Source organism: Streptomyces sp. NPDC111628 (assembly GCF_055635195.1).
Window position 1 is genome coordinate 998,335 of record NZ_JBVKBZ010000003.1, and the last position, 17,268, is coordinate 1,015,602.

At 74.9% G+C, this 17,268-nt stretch carries 15 protein-coding genes and 1 pseudogene; 10 read left to right on the forward strand and 6 right to left on the reverse strand.

The features are described from left to right. Positions 1 to 33: 33 nt before the first annotated feature. Positions 34 to 2,016 carry an AfsR/SARP family transcriptional regulator gene (locus ACZ7MF_RS19475; RefSeq protein WP_471478036.1) on the reverse strand — a complete coding sequence of 661 codons (1,983 nt, stop codon included), beginning with the start codon at positions 2,014 to 2,016 and terminating at the stop codon, positions 34 to 36. Between the two features lie 202 nt (positions 2,017 to 2,218). On the opposite strand from ACZ7MF_RS19475, the gene ACZ7MF_RS19480 reads away from it, so the two are divergent. Continuing rightward, positions 2,219 to 3,115 carry an alpha/beta fold hydrolase gene (locus ACZ7MF_RS19480; protein WP_471478037.1) on the forward strand — a complete coding sequence of 299 codons (897 nt, stop codon included), beginning with the start codon at positions 2,219 to 2,221 and terminating at the stop codon, positions 3,113 to 3,115. An 85-nt stretch (positions 3,116 to 3,200) separates the two neighbouring features. Next, positions 3,201 to 4,484 (forward strand): MFS transporter, encoded by a 1,284-nt coding sequence (locus ACZ7MF_RS19485; protein ID WP_471478038.1) that lies wholly within the window; start codon positions 3,201 to 3,203, stop codon positions 4,482 to 4,484. Positions 4,485 to 4,876: 392 nt separating this feature from the next. On the opposite strand, the gene ACZ7MF_RS19490 is transcribed toward ACZ7MF_RS19485, so the two are convergent. Beyond that, the gene (locus ACZ7MF_RS19490) at positions 4,877 to 5,908 is read right to left on the reverse strand and encodes a hypothetical protein (RefSeq protein WP_471478039.1); all 1,032 of its coding nucleotides are present in this window, start codon (positions 5,906 to 5,908) and stop codon (positions 4,877 to 4,879) included. Positions 5,909 to 6,066: 158 nt separating this feature from the next. After that, positions 6,067 to 6,495, reverse strand: a complete 429-nt coding sequence (locus tag ACZ7MF_RS19495) for a VOC family protein (protein ID WP_471478040.1) — start codon at positions 6,493 to 6,495, stop codon at positions 6,067 to 6,069. Between the two features lie 249 nt (positions 6,496 to 6,744). Between ACZ7MF_RS19495 and ACZ7MF_RS19500 the strand changes: the two genes are divergently transcribed. The 3 genes from ACZ7MF_RS19500 to ACZ7MF_RS19510 all read left to right on the forward strand — a co-directional run bounded on the left by ACZ7MF_RS19500 (position 6,745) and on the right by ACZ7MF_RS19510 (position 9,787). After that, complete coding sequence (locus tag ACZ7MF_RS19500; protein WP_388515065.1) at positions 6,745 to 7,116, forward strand: ArsR/SmtB family transcription factor; 372 nt, start codon at positions 6,745 to 6,747, stop codon at positions 7,114 to 7,116. Next, complete coding sequence (locus ACZ7MF_RS19505; RefSeq protein ID WP_163015692.1) at positions 7,113 to 7,427, forward strand: hypothetical protein; 315 nt, start codon at positions 7,113 to 7,115, stop codon at positions 7,425 to 7,427. The genes ACZ7MF_RS19500 and ACZ7MF_RS19505 overlap by 4 nt, the downstream gene beginning before the upstream one ends. Positions 7,428 to 7,648: 221 nt before the next feature. Continuing rightward, positions 7,649 to 9,787, forward strand: coding sequence for an MMPL family transporter (locus ACZ7MF_RS19510; RefSeq protein ID WP_471478041.1), 2,139 nt, complete (start codon positions 7,649 to 7,651; stop codon positions 9,785 to 9,787). Here ACZ7MF_RS19510 and ACZ7MF_RS19515 read toward each other — a convergent pair. Next, positions 9,717 to 10,139, reverse strand: coding sequence for a PPOX class F420-dependent oxidoreductase (locus ACZ7MF_RS19515; protein ID WP_471478042.1), 423 nt, complete (start codon positions 10,137 to 10,139; stop codon positions 9,717 to 9,719). The genes ACZ7MF_RS19510 and ACZ7MF_RS19515 overlap by 71 nt on opposite strands. A gap of 105 nt (positions 10,140 to 10,244) precedes the next feature. Then, positions 10,245 to 11,153: pseudogene (locus ACZ7MF_RS19520) on the reverse strand (NAD(P)-dependent oxidoreductase); the annotation flags it as partial. Positions 11,154 to 11,267: 114 nt separating this feature from the next. Here ACZ7MF_RS19520 and ACZ7MF_RS19525 point away from each other — a divergent pair. Beyond that, the gene (locus ACZ7MF_RS19525; protein WP_003977950.1) at positions 11,268 to 11,732 is read left to right on the forward strand and encodes a type II toxin-antitoxin system PemK/MazF family toxin; all 465 of its coding nucleotides are present in this window, start codon (positions 11,268 to 11,270) and stop codon (positions 11,730 to 11,732) included. Here the strand turns inward: ACZ7MF_RS19525 and ACZ7MF_RS19530 are convergent. Further along, a complete protein-coding gene (locus ACZ7MF_RS19530) occupies positions 11,717 to 12,559 on the reverse strand; it encodes a TIGR02452 family protein (protein WP_471478043.1) in 843 nt (280 codons plus the stop codon). The genes ACZ7MF_RS19525 and ACZ7MF_RS19530 overlap by 16 nt on opposite strands. A 286-nt stretch (positions 12,560 to 12,845) precedes the next feature. Here ACZ7MF_RS19530 and egtA point away from each other — a divergent pair, with 286 nt between their 5' ends. Genes egtA through egtD form a run of 4 tightly spaced genes read left to right on the forward strand, consistent with a single transcriptional unit; the run spans position 12,846 to position 17,261 of the window. Then, positions 12,846 to 14,147, forward strand: a complete 1,302-nt coding sequence (egtA, locus tag ACZ7MF_RS19535) for an ergothioneine biosynthesis glutamate--cysteine ligase EgtA (protein ID WP_471478044.1) — start codon at positions 12,846 to 12,848, stop codon at positions 14,145 to 14,147. Continuing rightward, positions 14,144 to 15,478 (forward strand): ergothioneine biosynthesis protein EgtB, encoded by a 1,335-nt coding sequence (egtB, locus tag ACZ7MF_RS19540; RefSeq protein ID WP_471478045.1) that lies wholly within the window; start codon positions 14,144 to 14,146, stop codon positions 15,476 to 15,478. The genes egtA and egtB overlap by 4 nt, the downstream gene beginning before the upstream one ends. Beyond that, entirely contained in the window at positions 15,478 to 16,293 is an 816-nt protein-coding gene (gene egtC, locus ACZ7MF_RS19545) for an ergothioneine biosynthesis protein EgtC (protein WP_471478046.1), read from the forward strand. The genes egtB and egtC overlap by 1 nt, the downstream gene beginning before the upstream one ends. Further along, on the forward strand, positions 16,290 to 17,261 hold the full coding sequence (gene egtD, locus ACZ7MF_RS19550; protein WP_471478047.1) for an L-histidine N(alpha)-methyltransferase: 972 nt from the start codon (positions 16,290 to 16,292) through the stop codon (positions 17,259 to 17,261). The genes egtC and egtD overlap by 4 nt, the downstream gene beginning before the upstream one ends. Positions 17,262 to 17,268: the final 7 nt, after the last annotated feature.

Here is a 17,268-nt window from a genome sequence, read left to right on the forward strand (position 1 = left end):
CGACCACGGCCCCGCCGGGCCGCTCCGGTGCCGTCACGCCTCCAGGGCACGGCGGATCGCGTCGAGCCAGCCGTCGACCGGCCCGAAGGTGAGCAGCCCGCTGCCCGCGCCCGCGAGTTCACCGGACGCGGGCAGCAGCCTGTCGTGGGTCCGCCGCAGGGCCGGGCGGTCGTCGAGGGCGAGGGCGAGCGCGGCCTCGGCGCAGCACAGCGCCTCGTAGAGGAGGTCGGGCGGCGGTTCGGTCAGGGCCCGCAGGGCGTTTCGGGCCTCGGTGCCGCGGCCCTCGGCCAGCAGGGCGAAGGGCTCGGCCCAGGGCCGGTACGGTCCCCAGTCCGCGCGCGGGTCCACCTCCGCGGGCCGGCCGTGGGCCAGGCGCAGGCCGAGCAGGGCCAGCGGCAGGAGTCCGCGTTCCAGGCCGGGCATCCCCGCGCCGTCGAGTCGCGCGGCGGCCGACCGGTAGGCGGCCTCGGCGCTGTCGTGGGCACCGTCGGACGGGCCACCGGTGGCGGCCCTGCGCAGGGCCAGGTACCAGGCGGTGAAGACGGCCACGAGGGGCCGTTCGTGCCGTTCGGCGAGACGGTCCACGGCGCTCGCGTGCTCGTCGGCGGCCGTGAAGTCGGCGCGGGCCGAGCGGGCCTGGAGCCGGATCAGACGGCCGAGCACCTCGTAGTTGACCAGGCCGTGCCGGGAGCCGAGGGCGACGAGTTCGGCGCCGATCGCGTCCCGGCGCGGCGCCAGTCCGGCGCGGGTGCAGGACTGCATGAAGACGCCGTCGAGGGCGAACGCGAGCAGGGCGGGGTCGTCCAGGCGGCGGGCGATGTCCTCGGCCTCGGCGGCGGCCCGCGGCCCGCGCGGGGAGCGCACGCCCCGCGACTCCAGGGCGACGGTGGCCAGCAGACGGCAGCGTGCCGCCTCGGTGGTGGGGCCCTTGGGCAGGGCGCCGAGGGTGCGTTCGGCGGCGTCGACGAGGCGCCGCGCCAGTGCGGGGTCGTCGCTGCGGGTCCAGTTGGCCGGGACGTCGTAGGCGCCGATCACCCGGGCCGTCAGTTCCGCGTCGCCCGTCTCCTCCGCCGCCTGGACCGCCGTCATCCGGTGCTCCCGGGCCGCCTCCAGGCCACCGCCGCCGGTGACGGCGAGGCTCCGCAGCAGACCGACGGTGGATTCCAGGCGGGCCCGGGAACCGGCGGCGACCGTGCGGTCGTACGCCTCGGTCGCCCGGGCCCACAGCCGGGCCGCCGCGTCCGCCGGTTCGCCGGGCGGGTCCAGGTCCGGGTCCTGGGCGAGGATACCGGCCTCCAGGCGGCGCAGCCGCGGGCCGGGGTCGATGCCGAGCCGCCCGGCCAGCAGGGCGCGGGCCCGGCGCAGCACGGCGAGGGCGTCCGCCTGCCGTCCGGTCCGGTACAGGGCGAGCGCGAGCAGGCGCCAGGACTCCTCGCGCCAGGGGTGCTCGGTGAGGTGCGCGTCCAGGTCGGGGACCGCCTCGGCGGCGCGGCCGAGCTCCACGAGCAGCTCCGCGCGCCGTTCGACGGCGCGCAGCCGCAGCTCGGTGAGCCGGGAGCGTTCGCCGCGGGTCCAGTCCGCCGCGCCGAACTCGGCGTAGGCGGGTCCCCGCCACTCCCCCAGCGCCGCCCGCAGCCGCTCGGGGGCCCGAGCGGCCGGCAGCCGGTCCGCCTCGGCGACGGCGGCCTCGAAGCGCCAGGCGTCCACGGTGTCCGGCCCGGTGCGAAGGGCGTACCCGGGGCCCTCGGTGACCAGCAGCGTGGCCGGGGCGCGCGGCGGGCGGTCGGGTTCCAGGGCGCGGCGCAGATCTCCGACGAAGGTGCGCACCGCGCCGACGGCCCGCGGCGGCGGGGCGTCCCACAGGTCCTCGACCAGGCGGGCGACCGGGACGACCCGCCGCCGGGCCAGGATCAGCCGGGCGAGCACGGCCCGGTGCCGGGGGCCCCTGAGGGCGAGGGCGTGGGGGCCGCGTCGGGCGGTGACCGCTCCGAGCACACCGAACGTGACCGCTTCCATGTTCCGTGTTCCGTCCGCTCCGATCCGCCACCGCGCGTGCGATCACCACGGTACGCGTGCGGGCCGGTCCCCGGCCGGTTGCTGATCGGCTGCCGGTCGGTTGCTGATCGGTTGCTGATTCGGGCGCGGCAGCCTCGAAGGCGTCACCAGGACGGGTGACAGGACGTGTGACAAGAGCAGGTACAGAGAGGCGCTGACCACCATGACCACCCTGACCACCGGGGAACCGGCCATTCCCGGCTTCACCCACGAACGCGTGACGGTCGCCGACGGCGTCGGCCTGCACGTGGCCGTCGGCGGCACCGGCAGCCCGGTCGTGCTGCTGCACGGCTTTCCCCAGACCCACCTGATGTGGCGGCACGTCGCCGCCGACCTGGCGGCCGACCACACGGTCATCTGCCCCGACCTGCGCGGCTACGGCGACAGCGACAAGCCCGCCGACCCGGACGGCACCGCGTACGCCAAGCGGGCCATGGCCGCCGACGTGGTCGCCCTGGCCCGGGAGCTGGGGCACGAACGGTTCGCGCTGGCCGGTCACGACCGGGGCGCGCTGGTCGCGGTGCGCGCCGGGCTCGACCACCCCGACGCGGTGACGCACCTGGCCGCGCTGGACGTGCTGCCGACGCTCGACATGTGGGACGTCCTGCACGGCACGACGGCGGCGGTGGGCTTCCACCTGTATCTGATGGCGCAGCCGCCGGGGCTGCCGGAGCAGCTGATCGGCGCCGCGTCGGACGCGTTCTTCGGTCACTTCCTCGACGTCTGGACCCGGGACCCTGAGGCCCTGCCCGCCGACGTCCGCGCCGCCTACCTCAAGGCGTCCCGCGAGGCGGTGCCGTCCATCGTGGCCGACTACCGGGCCTCGGCCGGTATCGACGTGGACCACGACCGGGCGGACCGGGAGCACGGCAACCGGCTGCGGATGCCGGTGACCGTGCTCCAGCAGGACTGGGGTGCCGCTCTGGGGTACGACGCCGCCGCGGTGTGGCGGGCGTGGGCCCCGGACCTGCGGCACGAGACCGTCGGCTGCGGGCACTTCATGGCGGAGGAGGCGCCGGACGAGGTCGCCGGGGCGCTGCGCGAGCTGCTCACCCGGTAGCGCCCACCTCGGGAGGTGTGCACAACGATCGGTTGTACGTGCCGCCCGGCCGGTTGTTTGATCCGCCCGGCCCCGGCTCGCTTGGATGTCGGGCGTGACGGAGTCGGGTGTGGTCGAGTCGGACGTGGTGGGCGGCGGGTCGTTGGGGCGGGGGTTCGGATGGCTGTGGGGTGCGTACGCGGTCAGCGCCTTGGGCACGCGGCTCGCCTTCGACGCCTTTCCGTTGATCGCGGTCATGGTGCTGGACGCCGGTCCGGCACAGGTGGCGGCGCTCTCGGCGGCCGGTCTCGCGGTGGGCGCGGTGGTGGCCGTGCCGCTCGGGCCGTGGGTGGAGTTCCGGCGCAAGCGGCCGGTGATGATCGCGACCGACCTGCTGCGGTGCGCGGTGCTGCTGAGCGTGCCGCTCGCGTACGCCTTCGGCCGGCTCGGCTTCGCCCAGCTGCTGGTCGTGTCGGTCGTCGTCGCCGCGGCCGACATCACGTTCAGGGCCGCGGCCGGTTCCTGTCTCAAGGCGCTGGTGCGAGGGCCGGACCTGCTGCGGGCCAACGGCCGCCTCGAGGCGACGACCTGGACCGCGGCCATGCTCGGCCCCCCGGTCGGCGGGGCGGCGATCGGGCTCTTCGGCCCGGTGGTGACGGTGGCGGCCGACGCGGTCAGCTATCTCCTCTCGGCGCTGGGCATCCGCGCGATCGGGGGCGGGGAGCCGCACCCGCGGCGCGCGGCGGCGAGCCGGCTGCGCGCCGGTGACCTGCTGGACGGCTGGCGGTACGTGCTCGCCTCACCGGCTCTGCGGCCGCTGTTCCTCAACACGGTCCTGGTCAACGGGCTGATCATGGCGACGGCACCACTGCTGGCCGTGCTCATGCTGGGCGACCTGGGCTTCGCGCCCTGGCGGTACTCGCTCGCCTTCGCCGTGCCGTGTGTCGGCGGTCTGGTCGGCTCGCGGCTGGCCGGACCGCTCGTGGCCCGCTACGGAGAGCACCGGGTGCTGGTGACCAGCGGCGTGCTGCGCGTGTGCTGGCCCATCGGGCTGACCTTCGTCGGTCCGGGGGCCGGAGGGCTGGTGCTGGTGATGGCCGTCGAGTTCGGACTGATCACGTCCGTGGGCGTGTACAACCCGGTGTACGCCACCCGGCGGCTGGAGTTGACGCCCGCGGACCGGGTGGCGCGCACGCTGTCGGCCTGGACGGTCAGCGGGAAGCTGACGACCGCGGCGCTGACCGCGCTGTGGGGCCTGCTGGCCGGCCTGACCGGGACGCGTACGGCGGTCGCGCTCGCGGGCCTGCTGCTCCTGGCGACCCCGCTGCTGCTGCCGCGCCGGCCCCACACGCCCGCTCCCTCCGCGGCCCGGCCCACCGCCGACGGCTGAGGCTCCACGGTCCCGCCCACGACACCGCACCCCTGCCCCCGTCGCCCAAGCGCGGACGGACCTGGCGAACCGGACCCGACGGCCGCTGCGCCCCACGCACGCTCCGGCCCGTGTCCGCCCGGCCCCGAACCTGGCCGCCCGGACACGAACGGCCATCGGGCACCCGGCGTCCCCCCGCACACACCCCCGGCGAGACGCCCGCACCCAGACCGGGCAAGCACCGCAGGCCCCGCGTCCCCGGCCCGACAGCCCAGGCCCCACACCCACCAGGTCCGGCCCCGAACCAGCCCACCGACCGCGAACGCGCATCCGCCCGCCCCCGGACCAGCACGCCGGACACGCAGGGCCGTCGGGCGCCCCACCCCTCACACCGTCGGAGACACGCCCACCCCTCACATCCCCGCCGACGCGTCCGCGCCCAGGTCCGGGAAGCGCCGGCGGGCCTCGGCGAACAGGGCCGGGTAGTCGGTGCCGTGGGTGACCGCGGCGGCGAAGAGGGCACCGAGCGCGGCACGCAGGGGGTCCGGATCCGCGGCGGCGCGCAGGGCGGGCAGCGCCAGGGCGCGGCACAGCGGGGCGCCCCGGCCCGCGCCGGGCGGGTCGGGCGCGGTGAGGGCGGTGCGGGCGTCGGTGAAGAAGCGGTCCCAGGCCCCCCGGGGATCGTCGAACGGGGCCGGCAGGGGCGCACCCCGGTCCAGCGCGGTCAGCGCGGGCGCGATCCAGTCGACGCCGTCCAAGCCGGCGGTGGTGAGGGCCCGGCGGGCGGCCCAGCGGGCGAGGCCGCGCTGGGTGGCCGGGCACGCCGCGTCGACGGCGTCGAGCAGCTCCCGGTCCAGTGGTACGAGCCCGCGCGCGTCGGCACCGGCCTCCCGCACCCGTCGGCTGGGCAGCCGGCCGCCCCAGGACCGGATCTCGGCGCGCTCCCGCTCGGTGCGCGCCCCGGAGACGGGCGGCTCCAGGGCGCGCGCGTAGCGGTGCCGGTGTGCCGCGCTGCGCGAGGTCTGCCGGACGACCCGGTCCGCGGTGGGCGGGGCCGGCCAGAACTGCAGCAGGTACTGGCCGACCGGTCCCGCGTCCCGGGCCGTGGCGGACCCGGCCCCCGCACCGCCGTCCATGCCGCGCCCGCAGTAGCGGACCCGGTGGTCGGCGGGCGGCAGGGCCCATTCGCACAGTGCGCCGCGGCCGCAGGGCAGGACGGCGGTCGAGGCGGTCAGCGGGCGGAAGGACGCCTCCACCACGTCCTCCCAGCGGTCGTCGAGGGGCGGCGCGGCGCCGTGCACCTCGACGGTCAGGGCGACTTTCCCGCTGCTCAGGCCCGTACAGAGGAAGAGACAGCCCGGGACGGCCGCGCCGCACAGACCGTTGGTCTGCCCGGCGCAGGCCTCCGACGGCACCGGCGCCCACGGCTCGCGACGGCTGTCCACGTGGAACCGCCCGTGGGCGACCGGTAGTTCACCCCTGTACACCGTCCGCATCCGCACGGCCAGTCCCCCTCGCATCCGGCACTTCGTGGCCACCAGTATGCGGAGGGGGTCTGACAACGGTCCCGGCCGTTGGCCGGTGACGGCCTCGGGGACGCCGGTCAGCAGGCCCCGGGCACGTCCTCGGTGACGCCGTTCAGCGGCGAGGCCGGGTCACTGCCGTAGGGGCGGGTGAAGGCCTCCATGCCGTGTCCGGAGGGGTCGGTGAAGTACACGCCCCGGCCGCCGTCGTTGCGGTTGATCCGGCGCGGGTGCCGGCCGGGCGGGTCGGCCTGGATGGGGATCCGGCCGTCGACGAGGCGGGCGAGGATGCCGTCGAACTCTTCCTCGGAGACGAGGAACGCGTAGTGCTGCACGGGGATGTCGATGTCGACGGATGCGAAATCGAGGGTGACGCCGTTGGCGGTCGTCACGGGCAGGAACATTCCGGCCGGTTCGCCGACCTCGAGACCGAGGATGTCGGCGAGGAAGTGGGCGGACTTCTCCCTGTCGTGGGAGAGAACGATGGTGTGGTTGAACTCGACTGACACGGGTCAATGCCTCCACGGGCATCTTCGCGGCGCCTCCATGCCTCACCCGGACGGTGACCGACACGCGATGCCGCGTGATGATCATACGCCCCGGGTCCGCCTCCACGTCCACCCCCGATCTGTCCCTGCCTCCACCCCGACCCGCCCCTGATCCGCCCCTGATCCGTCCCTGAGATGTGTCAGAAATCTTTGACAGGTACCTCCGGCCCCTGTCAGCGTTTCCTGACAGGTACGACGGAAAGGGGTGCGATGCCCGAGGCCCCACCTCCGGCACCGACCGGTGACGAGTTGCTCAAGGTGCTCTCCGCGCTCGGCAACCCGCACCGCATGCGGATCGTCGCGGCGCTCCTGGAGAGCCGGAACTACGTCAGCGCACTGGCCCGCCTGATCGGCATGGGCCGTCCGCTGCTGCACATGCACCTGCAGCGACTGGAGGCCGCGGGCCTGGTCGCCGGCACGCTCGAGGTCGCGGAGGACGGCAAGACGGTGAAGTACTACGACGTCACCCCGTTCTTCTACGAGCTCACCCCGCGGGTCGTCGCGCAGGCGGCCGCGACGATCACCGACACCACCGAGACCGACCGGACCGCCGGCCGGAGTGCGAAAGAGGAAGCGAAGTGAACGAGGACGTGGTGACTCTCGCCGCAGGGGCCGAGGAGCTGGGGGTCCTGGTCGGCGCCGTGGGCGCGGCCGGGTTCTTCGGCCTGATGATCGTGATCGTCTGGCAGGTCGCCGCCACCTGGCGGGCCCGGATGCTGGCGGCGCGCGAGGAGCAGTACAAGGAGCTGGCCACGCGGTACGCGCGACTCCTGGAGGACACGGTGGAGTTGCAGCGCCGCACGGCGGAGGAGCAGCGGCAGACCCTCGACGAGCTGACCCAGACCCGGCTCGCGGTCGGCTCGATGGAGAAGATGATGCGCGAGATCGAATAGACACCGCCACCGGACACCGCCGCACACGTACGGCCGGGAGCGGCAACTCCCGGCCGTACCGCGGCGGAACACACCCGACATCGCCAGATGTCACACCGGAGACACACATTCGTCCCGTACACCGCGGCAGGTCGGCACACCTGAGCGCCGCGGTGCGGGTCCCGTGCGCCCTCGTGCCGGTCGACGACCGGCGGGCGCGTTCCCCATGAAGGAGATTACTCATGCGTGCGCTGTTGCGGCGTGTGGCCCGTGCGCCCGGTGGGCGGCGCGGCAAGTGGTACGTCCTGGCGGCCTGGCTGATCGTGGCCGTCGCGCTGGGTCCGCTGGCGGGCCGGCTGGGCGACGTCGAGGACACGAGCGCCAACGCCTTCCTGCCGCGTGGCGCGGAGTCCGCGCGGGTCAACACGGAGCTGGAGAGGTTCCGCACGGACCCGCTGATGCCCGCCGTCGTCCTGTACACCGGTGCGGGGGCGAAGGAGCAGGCGGCCGCCGACCGTACCGTGCTCGCCCGGTACGCCGCCGCGGGCGAGGAGGTGTCGCCGCCGATCCCGTCCGAGGACGGGAAGGCGCTGATGACGGTGGTTCCGCTGGACAGCGAGGACGACGTCACCGCGACGATCGACGAACTGCGGGCGTCCGTGGGCGCGAACGCGCCGCCCGGCGTGGACGTCGCCGTCGGCGGACCGGCCGGTTCGCTCACCGACCAGGTCGCCGTCTTCGACAGCCTGGACTCCACCCTGATGCTCGCCACCGGCCTGGTCGTGGCTCTCCTGCTGCTGATCACGTACCGCAGCCCCGTGCTGTGGCTGCTGCCGCTGCTGTCCGTGGGCTTCGCGGCCGTCCTCACCCAGGTCGGCACCTATCTCCTGGCCCGGTACGCCGGGCTGCCGGTGGACCCGCAGAGTTCGGGCGTGCTGATGGTGCTCGTGTTCGGTGTCGGCACCGACTACGCGCTGCTCCTCATCGCCCGTTACCGCGAGGAGTTGCACCGCCGCACCGACCGGCACGAGGCGATGCGGATCGCGATGGTCCGCTCGGGACCGGCGGTCCTCGCCTCGGCCGGCACCATCGCGGCGGGCCTGGCCTGTCTGGGCTTCGCCGACATCAACTCCTCGCGCTCGCTGGGACTGGTGGGTGCCGTGGGCGTGGTCTGCGCCTTCCTCGCGATGGTCACCGTGCTCCCGGCCCTCCTCGTCGTCACCGGCCGCTGGGTGTTCTGGCCCTTCGTGCCGAGGGCCGGTACGCCCGCCCGGGCGTCGCGCACGGTGTGGTCCCGCATCGGGTCCGCGGTCGCCCGGCGTCCCCGCTGGTCGTGGCTGATGTCGGTGGCCGTCACCGGTGTCCTCGCGCTCAGCACGGCCGGCCTCTCCATGGGGCTGACCCAGGAGGAGATGTTCCAGGACAAGCCGGAGTCGGTCGTCGCCCAGGAGCGGATCTCGGCCCACTACGCGTCGGGCGCCTCCGATCCGGTGAAGATCGTCACCGCCACGGCGCACGCCGACGCGGTACGGCGGGCCGCGGCGGACGTCGAGGGCGTGGCCCGGGTGGAGGCCGGCGGCGACCGCACGCCCGACGGCGGCCGCACCCAGCTGTCGGTCGTCCTGGCGGACACCCCGGACAGCGAGCGTGCCAAGGACACGGTCGGCGACCTCCGGGACGCCGTGCACCGGGTGGCCGGCGCCGAAGCCCTCGTGGGCGGCACCACCGCGCAGTACCTGGACACCGAGCGGGCCGCGGGCCGCGACCTGACCACGGTCGTTCCGATCGTGCTCCTGGTGGTCCTGGCCGTGCTGGTCGGGTTGCTGCGCGCCCTGGTCGCCCCGCTGCTGCTCCTGGCCACCGTGGTGCTGTCGTACCTGGCGGCGCTGGGCGCGTCGAACCTGCTCTTCGAGCACGTACTGGGCTTCGCGGGTGTCGACTGGTCGATTCCGCTGATGGGCTTCGTGTTCCTGGTCGCCCTGGGCATCGACTACAACATCTTCCTCATGCACCGGGTGCGCGAGGAGACCACCCGGCTCGGGCACGCCCGGGGTGTGCTGGAGGGCCTGACCAGTACCGGCGGTGTGATCACCTCCGCCGGCGTCGTGCTCGCCGCGACCTTCGCCGTCTTCGCGGGGCTGCCGCTGGTGACCATGGCGCAGCTGGGCGTCCTGGTCGGGATCGGCGTGCTGCTGGACACCTTCCTGGTGCGTACGGTGCTGGTGCCCGCCCTCGCGCTCGACCTGGGCCGCCGGTTCTGGTGGCCGGGCGCGCTGTTCCGGCGCCCGGCGCGGCAGGAGGCGCCGTCCGTCAGCCCGACTGGGAGCTGTCCTTCAGCGCCCCCCAGCCGTGCCAGCGCTCCACCTCGATCCAGGCGCTGACCCGGGGACGCTCCCGGTTCGGGTACGGGTTGCCCGTGTAGTGCCGGGAGAGACGGTCGATGCCGGCGAGGTCCTCGTCGTCGCGCGTCTCGGCGACGCGGCCGATGAGGGTGACGTGGGTGTACCAGTCGTCGCCCGAGAGGACGGTGAGGGTGACGCGCGGGTCGCGGCGCAGGTGTCCCAGGCGCACGCGGCCCGCGTCGAGGTTGATCAGCACCCGGCCGTCGTCGTCCCACGCGTACCAGGTGGGCGTGGAGACGGGGGCGCCGTCCTGGCGGAGGGTGGCCATGACGCACGGGTTGGGGCGGCGCAGCAGTTCGACGGCCTCGGGCGGCAGCGGCGGCTTGGACATGCGGACTCCTCGCGGTGTGGTCTGGTCCGGCACCGGGGCCGGACGCCGGTGTCGGTGTCGGTGCGGGTGCCGGGGTGTCTCGTGCACCCGGTACCCAGGGTGGGCTCAGTCGGTCGCCTTCTCCTCGAAACTGGCGAAGTAGGCCGCCGCCATGTCCTCGTCGCCGTGTCCCTGGGCGGCGGCCCGGGCGAAGCGTTCCGCACCGGCCGCGGCGAGGTCCAGCCGGACTCCGTTCGCCTCGCCGGCCTCGACGATCAGGCGGGCGTCCTTCTCGGCGGTGGCGACGGCGAACTGGGCCGGCGTCAGGGCGCCGTCGCGGATCAGCCCGGCCTTGGCCCGCAGATAGCCCATGTCGAGCGGACCACCGGCGATGGCGTCGAAGAAGCCGTCCGGGTCCACACCCAGCGCCTTGGCGAGCGCCAGGACCTCGCCGACCGCGTTGGTGGCGGCGAGGACCCAGCTGTTGGCCACCAGTTTCAGCCGGGTGGCGCTGCCGGCCGCACCGTCCTCGCCGGTCCACACGGTGCGCGAGCCGACGGCGTCGAACACGGGGGCCACGGTGTCCCGCGCCTCGCTCGGCCCCGCCGCCAGCACCAGCAGTTGACCGGCCTCGGCGGGCTGCCGGGTGCCGAGGACGGGGGCGTCGAAGAAGACGAGGCCCTGGTCGTGGGCGTAGGCGGCCAGGTCGGCGACCGCGTCGACGCCCGCGGTGGTGGACTGCGCCCACACGGTGCCGGGACGCAGGCCGGGCTCGGCCCGCCGCATGACGTCGAGGGCGGCCGGGCCGTCGTAGAGCATCGTGAGGACGACGTCGGCGCCGCTCACGGCCTCGTCCGGGCTGCCGGCGACGTGCGCGCCGTCGGCGGCCAGCGGCTCGGCCTTGTCCCGGCTGCGGTTCCAGACGCGGACGGCGTGTCCGGCGCGGGCGAGGTTGCGGGCCATCGCGGCACCCATGATGCCGGTGCCCAGGACGCTCACGGTGAGCTGGTCGGTCATGACGCCGCCTTCTGACTCGTACTGTCTCGTGTCGCCGGTGGCCGGGCTCCTGCGAGCCGGGCCCGGGGGCCAGCCTGCCACCGGACGCGGGTCCCCGCGCGTCCGCGCGGACCCGTCCCGTACGGTACGGCCGTGAACGCCTTCACCGACGACATCGACAGCAACGGCGAGACCGCCCCGGGCCGTTACGGACCCGCCGCCACCACCGAGGCCGACCCGCGGGAGGTGGGCCGGGTGCGGACCGAGTACTCCCCCGCGCACGACGGCGATCCCGATCCCGGCGAGATCGTCTGGACGTGGGTGCCCTACGAGGAGGCGGACGGCCGCGGCAAGGACCGGCCCGTGCTCGTGGTGGCCCGGGAGGCGGCCGGGACGGTGCTGGCCGTGCAGCTTTCCAGCAGGCGGCACGACGGGGACCGGGAGTGGGTGCCGATCGGCAGCGGGCCGTGGGACCGCTCCGGGCGGGACTCCTGGGTCGACGTGGACCGGGTCCTGCGGCTGCACGACGCCGGGATGCGCCGCGAGGCGTGCGCCCTGGACCGGATGCGCTTCGACCTCGTACGGCAGCGGCTGCGGGAGCGCTACGGCTGGAGCTGACCGGGACCGCCGGTGCCCTCCGGGAAGGCGCGCTCGAAGGCGGCCCGCACGGTGGCGCCGGGGGTGCGGTCCAGGATGCCGAACACCACCTGTTCGAAGGCACCGGCGAACCGTCCGCCGGGCCCGAGCAGTGTCCGGAACGCGCCCGCCACCCGGGCGGGGTCGTTGCGGAACACGCCGCAGCCCCAGGCGCCCAGGACCAGCCGCCGGTATCCGTGGGCCGCGGCCGTCTCCAGCACCCGCTCGGCGCGCCCGGTGAGGGCGGCGGGCAGGCCAGCGGCGCGCTCCGGGGCCGTGCGCAGCACCACGCCCGCGTTGGGTGCGGCGGAGGTGAGGAATCCGGCCGTGAACGGCTCGTCCAGCAGGCGGCCCCGGTCGTCGCGGAAGACGGGCACGCCGGGCGAGTGGACGACGCGGTCCGTGTAGAACGGGTCGCGGTGGGCGCGGTGGTGGTCGTAGAACTCGCGCGCCCGCAGCAGGCAGGTGTACAGGGCGGAGGCCCGGCACAGGGCCTCCTCCTGCGCCTGGGCGCCGTTGAGGTAGCCACCACCGGGGTTGCGCGCGGAGGCGAAGTTCAGCACGGCGACGTCGCCGCCGCCGAGCCGCCGGGCGGCCTCCAGGCTGCTCTCGCCGGTGACCTCGAAGACCGTGCGCGCCCCGGCCGGAACGGACACCTCGACGGTCCCCGGCCCGTACATCCGGGTACCGTCCCGGGCCGCCCCGATCGCCGCCGCGAGGGGCACCTCTCGCCCGTCGGACGTGCGGTAGGACCCGGCCGCGACGATCTGCTCCGTCTGCTGTGCGATGCCCCGCAGGCGCGCGCTCACGGCGCCACCCCCGTGGACGCCGTGACCGCGCGCGGCGCGGTCTCCCCCGTCGTGCTCATGCGGGAATCCTGGGTGATGCTGAGGGGGCGGTGCAACGGAGTTTCCCGACCGGCGAACGACGTGGAAAGCGCTCGGCAACGGGCGGTTCACGGAGATTACCGAGCGGGAACGTCCCGAAATGCATCCTTGTGCGGAGCGGCACGAGGGTCTTGGGTGGGACGAGTGTGCCGGCCCGGCCCACCGCAGAGGGGCCGGCGGCATGGTGGAATCTCAGGAGGATCCCGACATGTCCGATTCGGTTGGTGGCTGTATCCGGCCACGTACCGCGGTCAGTGAGGCCGAGGTCGAGGCGCTGGTCCGCGGCATCTGCTTCAAGACCGGTCCGCCCAGGCTCCTCGGTGTCGAGGTGGAATGGCTCGTCCACGAGCTGCGCGCGCCGCGGCTCCCCGTGTCACCCGAACGGCTCCGTGCGGTGTACACCGCGCTGCGGGCCGTGCCCCTGAGGTCGGCGCTGACCGTCGAACCCGGCGGCCAGCTGGAGCTGAGTTCGCTCCCCGCCGCCTCGCTGACGGAGTGCGTCCGCTCCGTCGCCGCCGACCTCGACGCCGTCCGCGCGGTACTGCGCGAGGACGGTCTCGCCCTGGTCGGCCTCGGCCACGATCCCTGGCACCCGCCGCGCCGCTACCTGCGGCAGCCGCGTTACGACGCCATGGAGTCCTTTCTCGACCGCACCGGCCCCGGTGGCCGCTTCATGATGTGCGCCTCCGCCTCGGTGCAGGTGTGCGTGGACGCCGGGCACGAGGAGCCGGGGCCACTGGGTCACGTACGCCGGTGGTGGCTGGCCCATCATCTGGGCGCGGTCCTGCTGGCCGCGTTCGCCAACTCCCCGCTGTCCGGCGGGCGCCCCACCGGCTGGCGGTCCACCCGGCAGCTGCGGTGGACGCAGATCGGCGCCGGACGCGCGGGCGGTCCCCCGCTGGACAGCGACCCGCGCGGCACCTGGGCGCGGCACGTGCTGGACGCCCCGGTGATGTGCGTGCGCCGCGAGGGCGGCCCCTGGGACGTGCCGGAGGGCCTGACGCTGCGGGAGTGGACCCGCGAGCTGGTGCCCCGGCCGCCGACCCGGGAGGACCTCGACTACCACCTCACCACGCTCTTCCCACCGGTGCGTCCGCGCGGCCATCTGGAGCTGCGGATGATCGACGCGCAGCCCGGGGACGACGGCTGGATCGTGCCGCTGGCGGTGACCGCCGCGCTGTTCGACGATCCCGAGGCCACCGAGACCGCCTACCGGGCCGTCAAACCCCTGGCCGAGCGCACCCTCGGCCTGCCCGCGCCGCACAACCCGCTGTACGAGGACGCGGCCCGGGACGCCCTCACCGATCCCGAGCTGCGCGAGGCGGCCGTCACGTGTTTCACCGCGGCACTCGCCGCGCTGCCCCGGCTCGGCGCGGGCACCGAGGTGATCGACGCCGTCGCCGGGTACCTGGAGCGCTACGTCCTGAGGGGCCGCTGCCCCGCCGACGATCTGCTGGACATGCCGGGCGGCGCGGACCGTGGCCCGCACGGGAGGGAGACCCGCTCATGACCGACCCCACCGACGTGACCACGACCACAACGCCGGAGGCCCTGCGTGAGCGGGCCCTGACCACGCTGGTCACCGCCCGCGAGCGCACCACGCTGCTCACCAGCTGCGTGGAGGGCCCCGACCTGACCGCCCAGGTGTCGCCGCTGATGTCCCCGCTGGTGTGGGACCTGGCGCACATCGGCAACCAGGAGGAGCAGTGGCTGCTGCGCGCGGTCGCCGGGCAGGAGGCGATACGCCCGGAGATCGACAGCCTGTACGACGCCTTCGAGCACCCGCGCTCCGAGCGGCCGAGCCTGCCCCTGCTGTCGCCCGCCGAGGCCCGCAGGTACGCGGCGGACGTGCGCGGCCGGGCCCTGGACGTGCTGGAGCGCACCGCTTTCGACGGGACGCGGCTGACGGAGGCGGGCTTCGCCTTCGGGATGATCGCCCAGCACGAGCAGCAGCACGACGAGACCATGCTGATCACGCACCAGCTGCGCACGGGGCCGCAGGCGCTGACCGCGCCCGACCCGGACCCGGCGGGGCTGTTCACCGGACCGGCCGAAGTCCTGGTGCCGGGCGGCCCGTTCAGCATGGGCACCTCGACCGAGCCGTGGGCCCTGGACAACGAACGCCCCGCGCACCGGCGCGAGGTGGCCCCGTATTTCATCGACACCGTCCCGGTGACCAACGGCGCCTACCGGGCCTTCATCGACGACGGCGGCTACGACGACCCGCGTTGGTGGACCCCCGAGGGCTGGGACCACATCCGCCGGCACACCATCACCGCCCCGCTGTTCTGGCGCCGGGACGGCGGGCAGTGGCTGCGGCGCCGCTTCGGGGTGACCGAGGCGGTCCCGGCCGACGAGCCGGTGCTGCACGTGTGCTGGTACGAGGCCGACGCGTACGCCCGCTGGGCGGGGCGCCGGCTGCCCACCGAGGCCGAGTGGGAGAAGGCGGCACGGTACGACCCGGCCGGCGACCGCGCCATGCGCTATCCGTGGGGCGACGCCGATCCGGGCCCGGAGCACGCCAACCTCGGACAGCGGCACCTGCGCCCGGCGCCCGCGGGCAGCTACCCGGCCGGCGAGTCGCCGCTCGGTGTACGGCAGTTGATCGGTGACGTGTGGGAGTGGACGTCGAGCGACTTCGCCCCGTACCCGGGCTTTGGGGCGTTCCCGTACCGGGAGTACTCGGAGGTGTTCTTCGGCCCCGAGTACAAGGTGCTGCGCGGCGGTTCCTTCGCCGTGGACGCGGTGGCCTGCCGGGGCACGTTCCGCAACTGGGACTATCCGATCCGGCGGCAGATCTTCTCCGGGTTCCGCACGGCCCGCTCGGCGGAGGCCGTCTGATGTGCCGTCACCTGGCCTACGTGGGCCCCGCGGAGCCGCTCGGCGGCCTCCTCGTGACGCCGCCGCACGGTCTGTACCGCCAGTCCTGGGCGCCCCGGCACCAGCGGTACGGCACGGTCAACGCCGACGGGTTCGGCGTCGGCTGGTACGCCGAGGGCGACCCGGTGCCCGCCCGGTACCGGCGGGCCGGCCCGATCTGGGCGGACCAGTCCTTCGCCGACCTCGCGCGGGTGGTACGGACCGGCGCGCTGCTCGCGGCCGTCCGGGACGCGACGCTGGCCGGCGCCGACGCGGAGGCGGCCGCGGCCCCGTTCGCCGCCGGTGCCTGGCTGTTCAGCCACAACGGCGCCGTGGCGGGCTGGCCCGCCTCGCTGGCTCCGGTGGCCGCGACGCTGCCGCCCGGGGAGCTGCTGTCGCTGGAGGCGCGCAACGACTCGGCGCTCGTGTGGGCGCTGGTCCTGGCCCGGCTGCGGGCCGGGGACGACGAGGGCCGGGCGCTGGCCGAGACGGTGCTGGAGGTCGCCGCGGCGGCCCCGGCCTCCCGGCTCAACCTGCTCCTCACCAACGGCTCCACCGTCGCCGCCACCACCTGGGGCGACACCCTGTGGTACCTGTCCCGCCCGGGTGGCGGCACGGTCGTCGCCTCCGAGCCGTACGACGACGACCCCCACTGGCAGGAGGTCCCCGACCGCACCCTGCTCACGGCGAGCCGCACGGACGTGCGACTCACCCCGCTCAAGGACCCGGGCGGGACCGCCGCCCCCGCCCTCGGCCCGACCGACGCTTTCGTCTCTGCGAAGGAGCCCCGTACGTGAGCCAGTTCCGTCTGACCCGGACGCTGCCCGAGGACGCCACGGACGCCGCCCTGCGCGCCGACGTCCTGGCGGGCCTGACGAGCACACCCAAGTGGCTGCCGCCGAAGTGGTTCTACGACGCGCGGGGCAGCGAGCTGTTCGAGGCGATCACCGCGCTGCCCGAGTACTACCCGACCCGGGCCGAGCGGGAGATCCTCGTCGACCGGGCCGGGGAGATCGCGTCGGCGACCGGCGCCCGCACCCTGGTGGAGCTGGGCTCCGGCTCCTCGGAGAAAACGCGCGTGCTGCTCGACGCGCTCACCGAGAAGAACGGGCTGCGCGGCTACGTGCCGGTCGACGTGAGCGAGAGCGCCCTCACCCAGGCCGGGCAGGCGCTCGTCGCCGAGCGTCCCGGCCTCCAGGTGCACGCGCTGATCGCCGACTTCACGGGCGGGCTGACGCTGCCCGACACACCGGGCCCCCGGCTGGTGGCGTTCCTCGGCGGCACCATCGGCAACCTGCTGCCCGAGGAGCGCGCCGAGTTCCTGGCCTCCGTGCGCTCCCTGCTCGCCCCGGGCGACACCCTGTTGCTGGGCACGGACCTGGTCAAGGACGAAGGGGTGCTGGTCCGCGCCTACGACGACGCGGCCGGGGTGACGGCCGAGTTCAACAAGAACGTGCTGTCCGTGGTCAACCGCGAGCTGGAGGCCGACTTCGCGCCCGCGGCCTTCGGTCACGTGGCGCTCTGGAACGCCGAACGGGAGTGGATCGAGATGCGGTTGCGCTCGCGCACCGCGCAGACCGTGAAGATCCAGGCGCTCGACCTGGCCGTGGACTTCGCGGACGGGGAGGAGTTGCGCACCGAGGTGTCCGCGAAGTTCCGCCGGGAGGGCGTGCGGGCCGAGCTGGCGGCGGCCGGGCTCGACCTGGCCCACTGGTGGACGGACGGCGAGGGCCGTTTCGCCCTGTCGCTGAGCGTGGCGCGCTGAGTCAGGG

Coding starts and splice junctions, on each gene's coding strand:
- ACZ7MF_RS19500 (WP_388515065.1), top strand. CDS start 6,745: ATGCCCGAGGCCCCACCTCCGGCACCGACCGGTGACGAGTTGCTCAAG.
- egtC (WP_471478046.1), top strand. CDS start 15,478: ATGTGCCGTCACCTGGCCTACGTGGGCCCCGCGGAGCCGCTCGGCGGC.
- ACZ7MF_RS19480 (WP_471478037.1), top strand. CDS start 2,219: ATGACCACCCTGACCACCGGGGAACCGGCCATTCCCGGCTTCACCCAC.
- egtB (WP_471478045.1), top strand. CDS start 14,144: ATGACCGACCCCACCGACGTGACCACGACCACAACGCCGGAGGCCCTG.
- ACZ7MF_RS19515 (WP_471478042.1), bottom strand. CDS start 10,139: ATGTCCAAGCCGCCGCTGCCGCCCGAGGCCGTCGAACTGCTGCGCCGC.
- ACZ7MF_RS19485 (WP_471478038.1), top strand. CDS start 3,201: ATGTCGGGCGTGACGGAGTCGGGTGTGGTCGAGTCGGACGTGGTGGGC.
- ACZ7MF_RS19475 (WP_471478036.1), bottom strand. CDS start 2,016: ATGGAAGCGGTCACGTTCGGTGTGCTCGGAGCGGTCACCGCCCGACGC.
- egtA (WP_471478044.1), top strand. CDS start 12,846: ATGTCCGATTCGGTTGGTGGCTGTATCCGGCCACGTACCGCGGTCAGT.
- ACZ7MF_RS19510 (WP_471478041.1), top strand. CDS start 7,649: ATGCGTGCGCTGTTGCGGCGTGTGGCCCGTGCGCCCGGTGGGCGGCGC.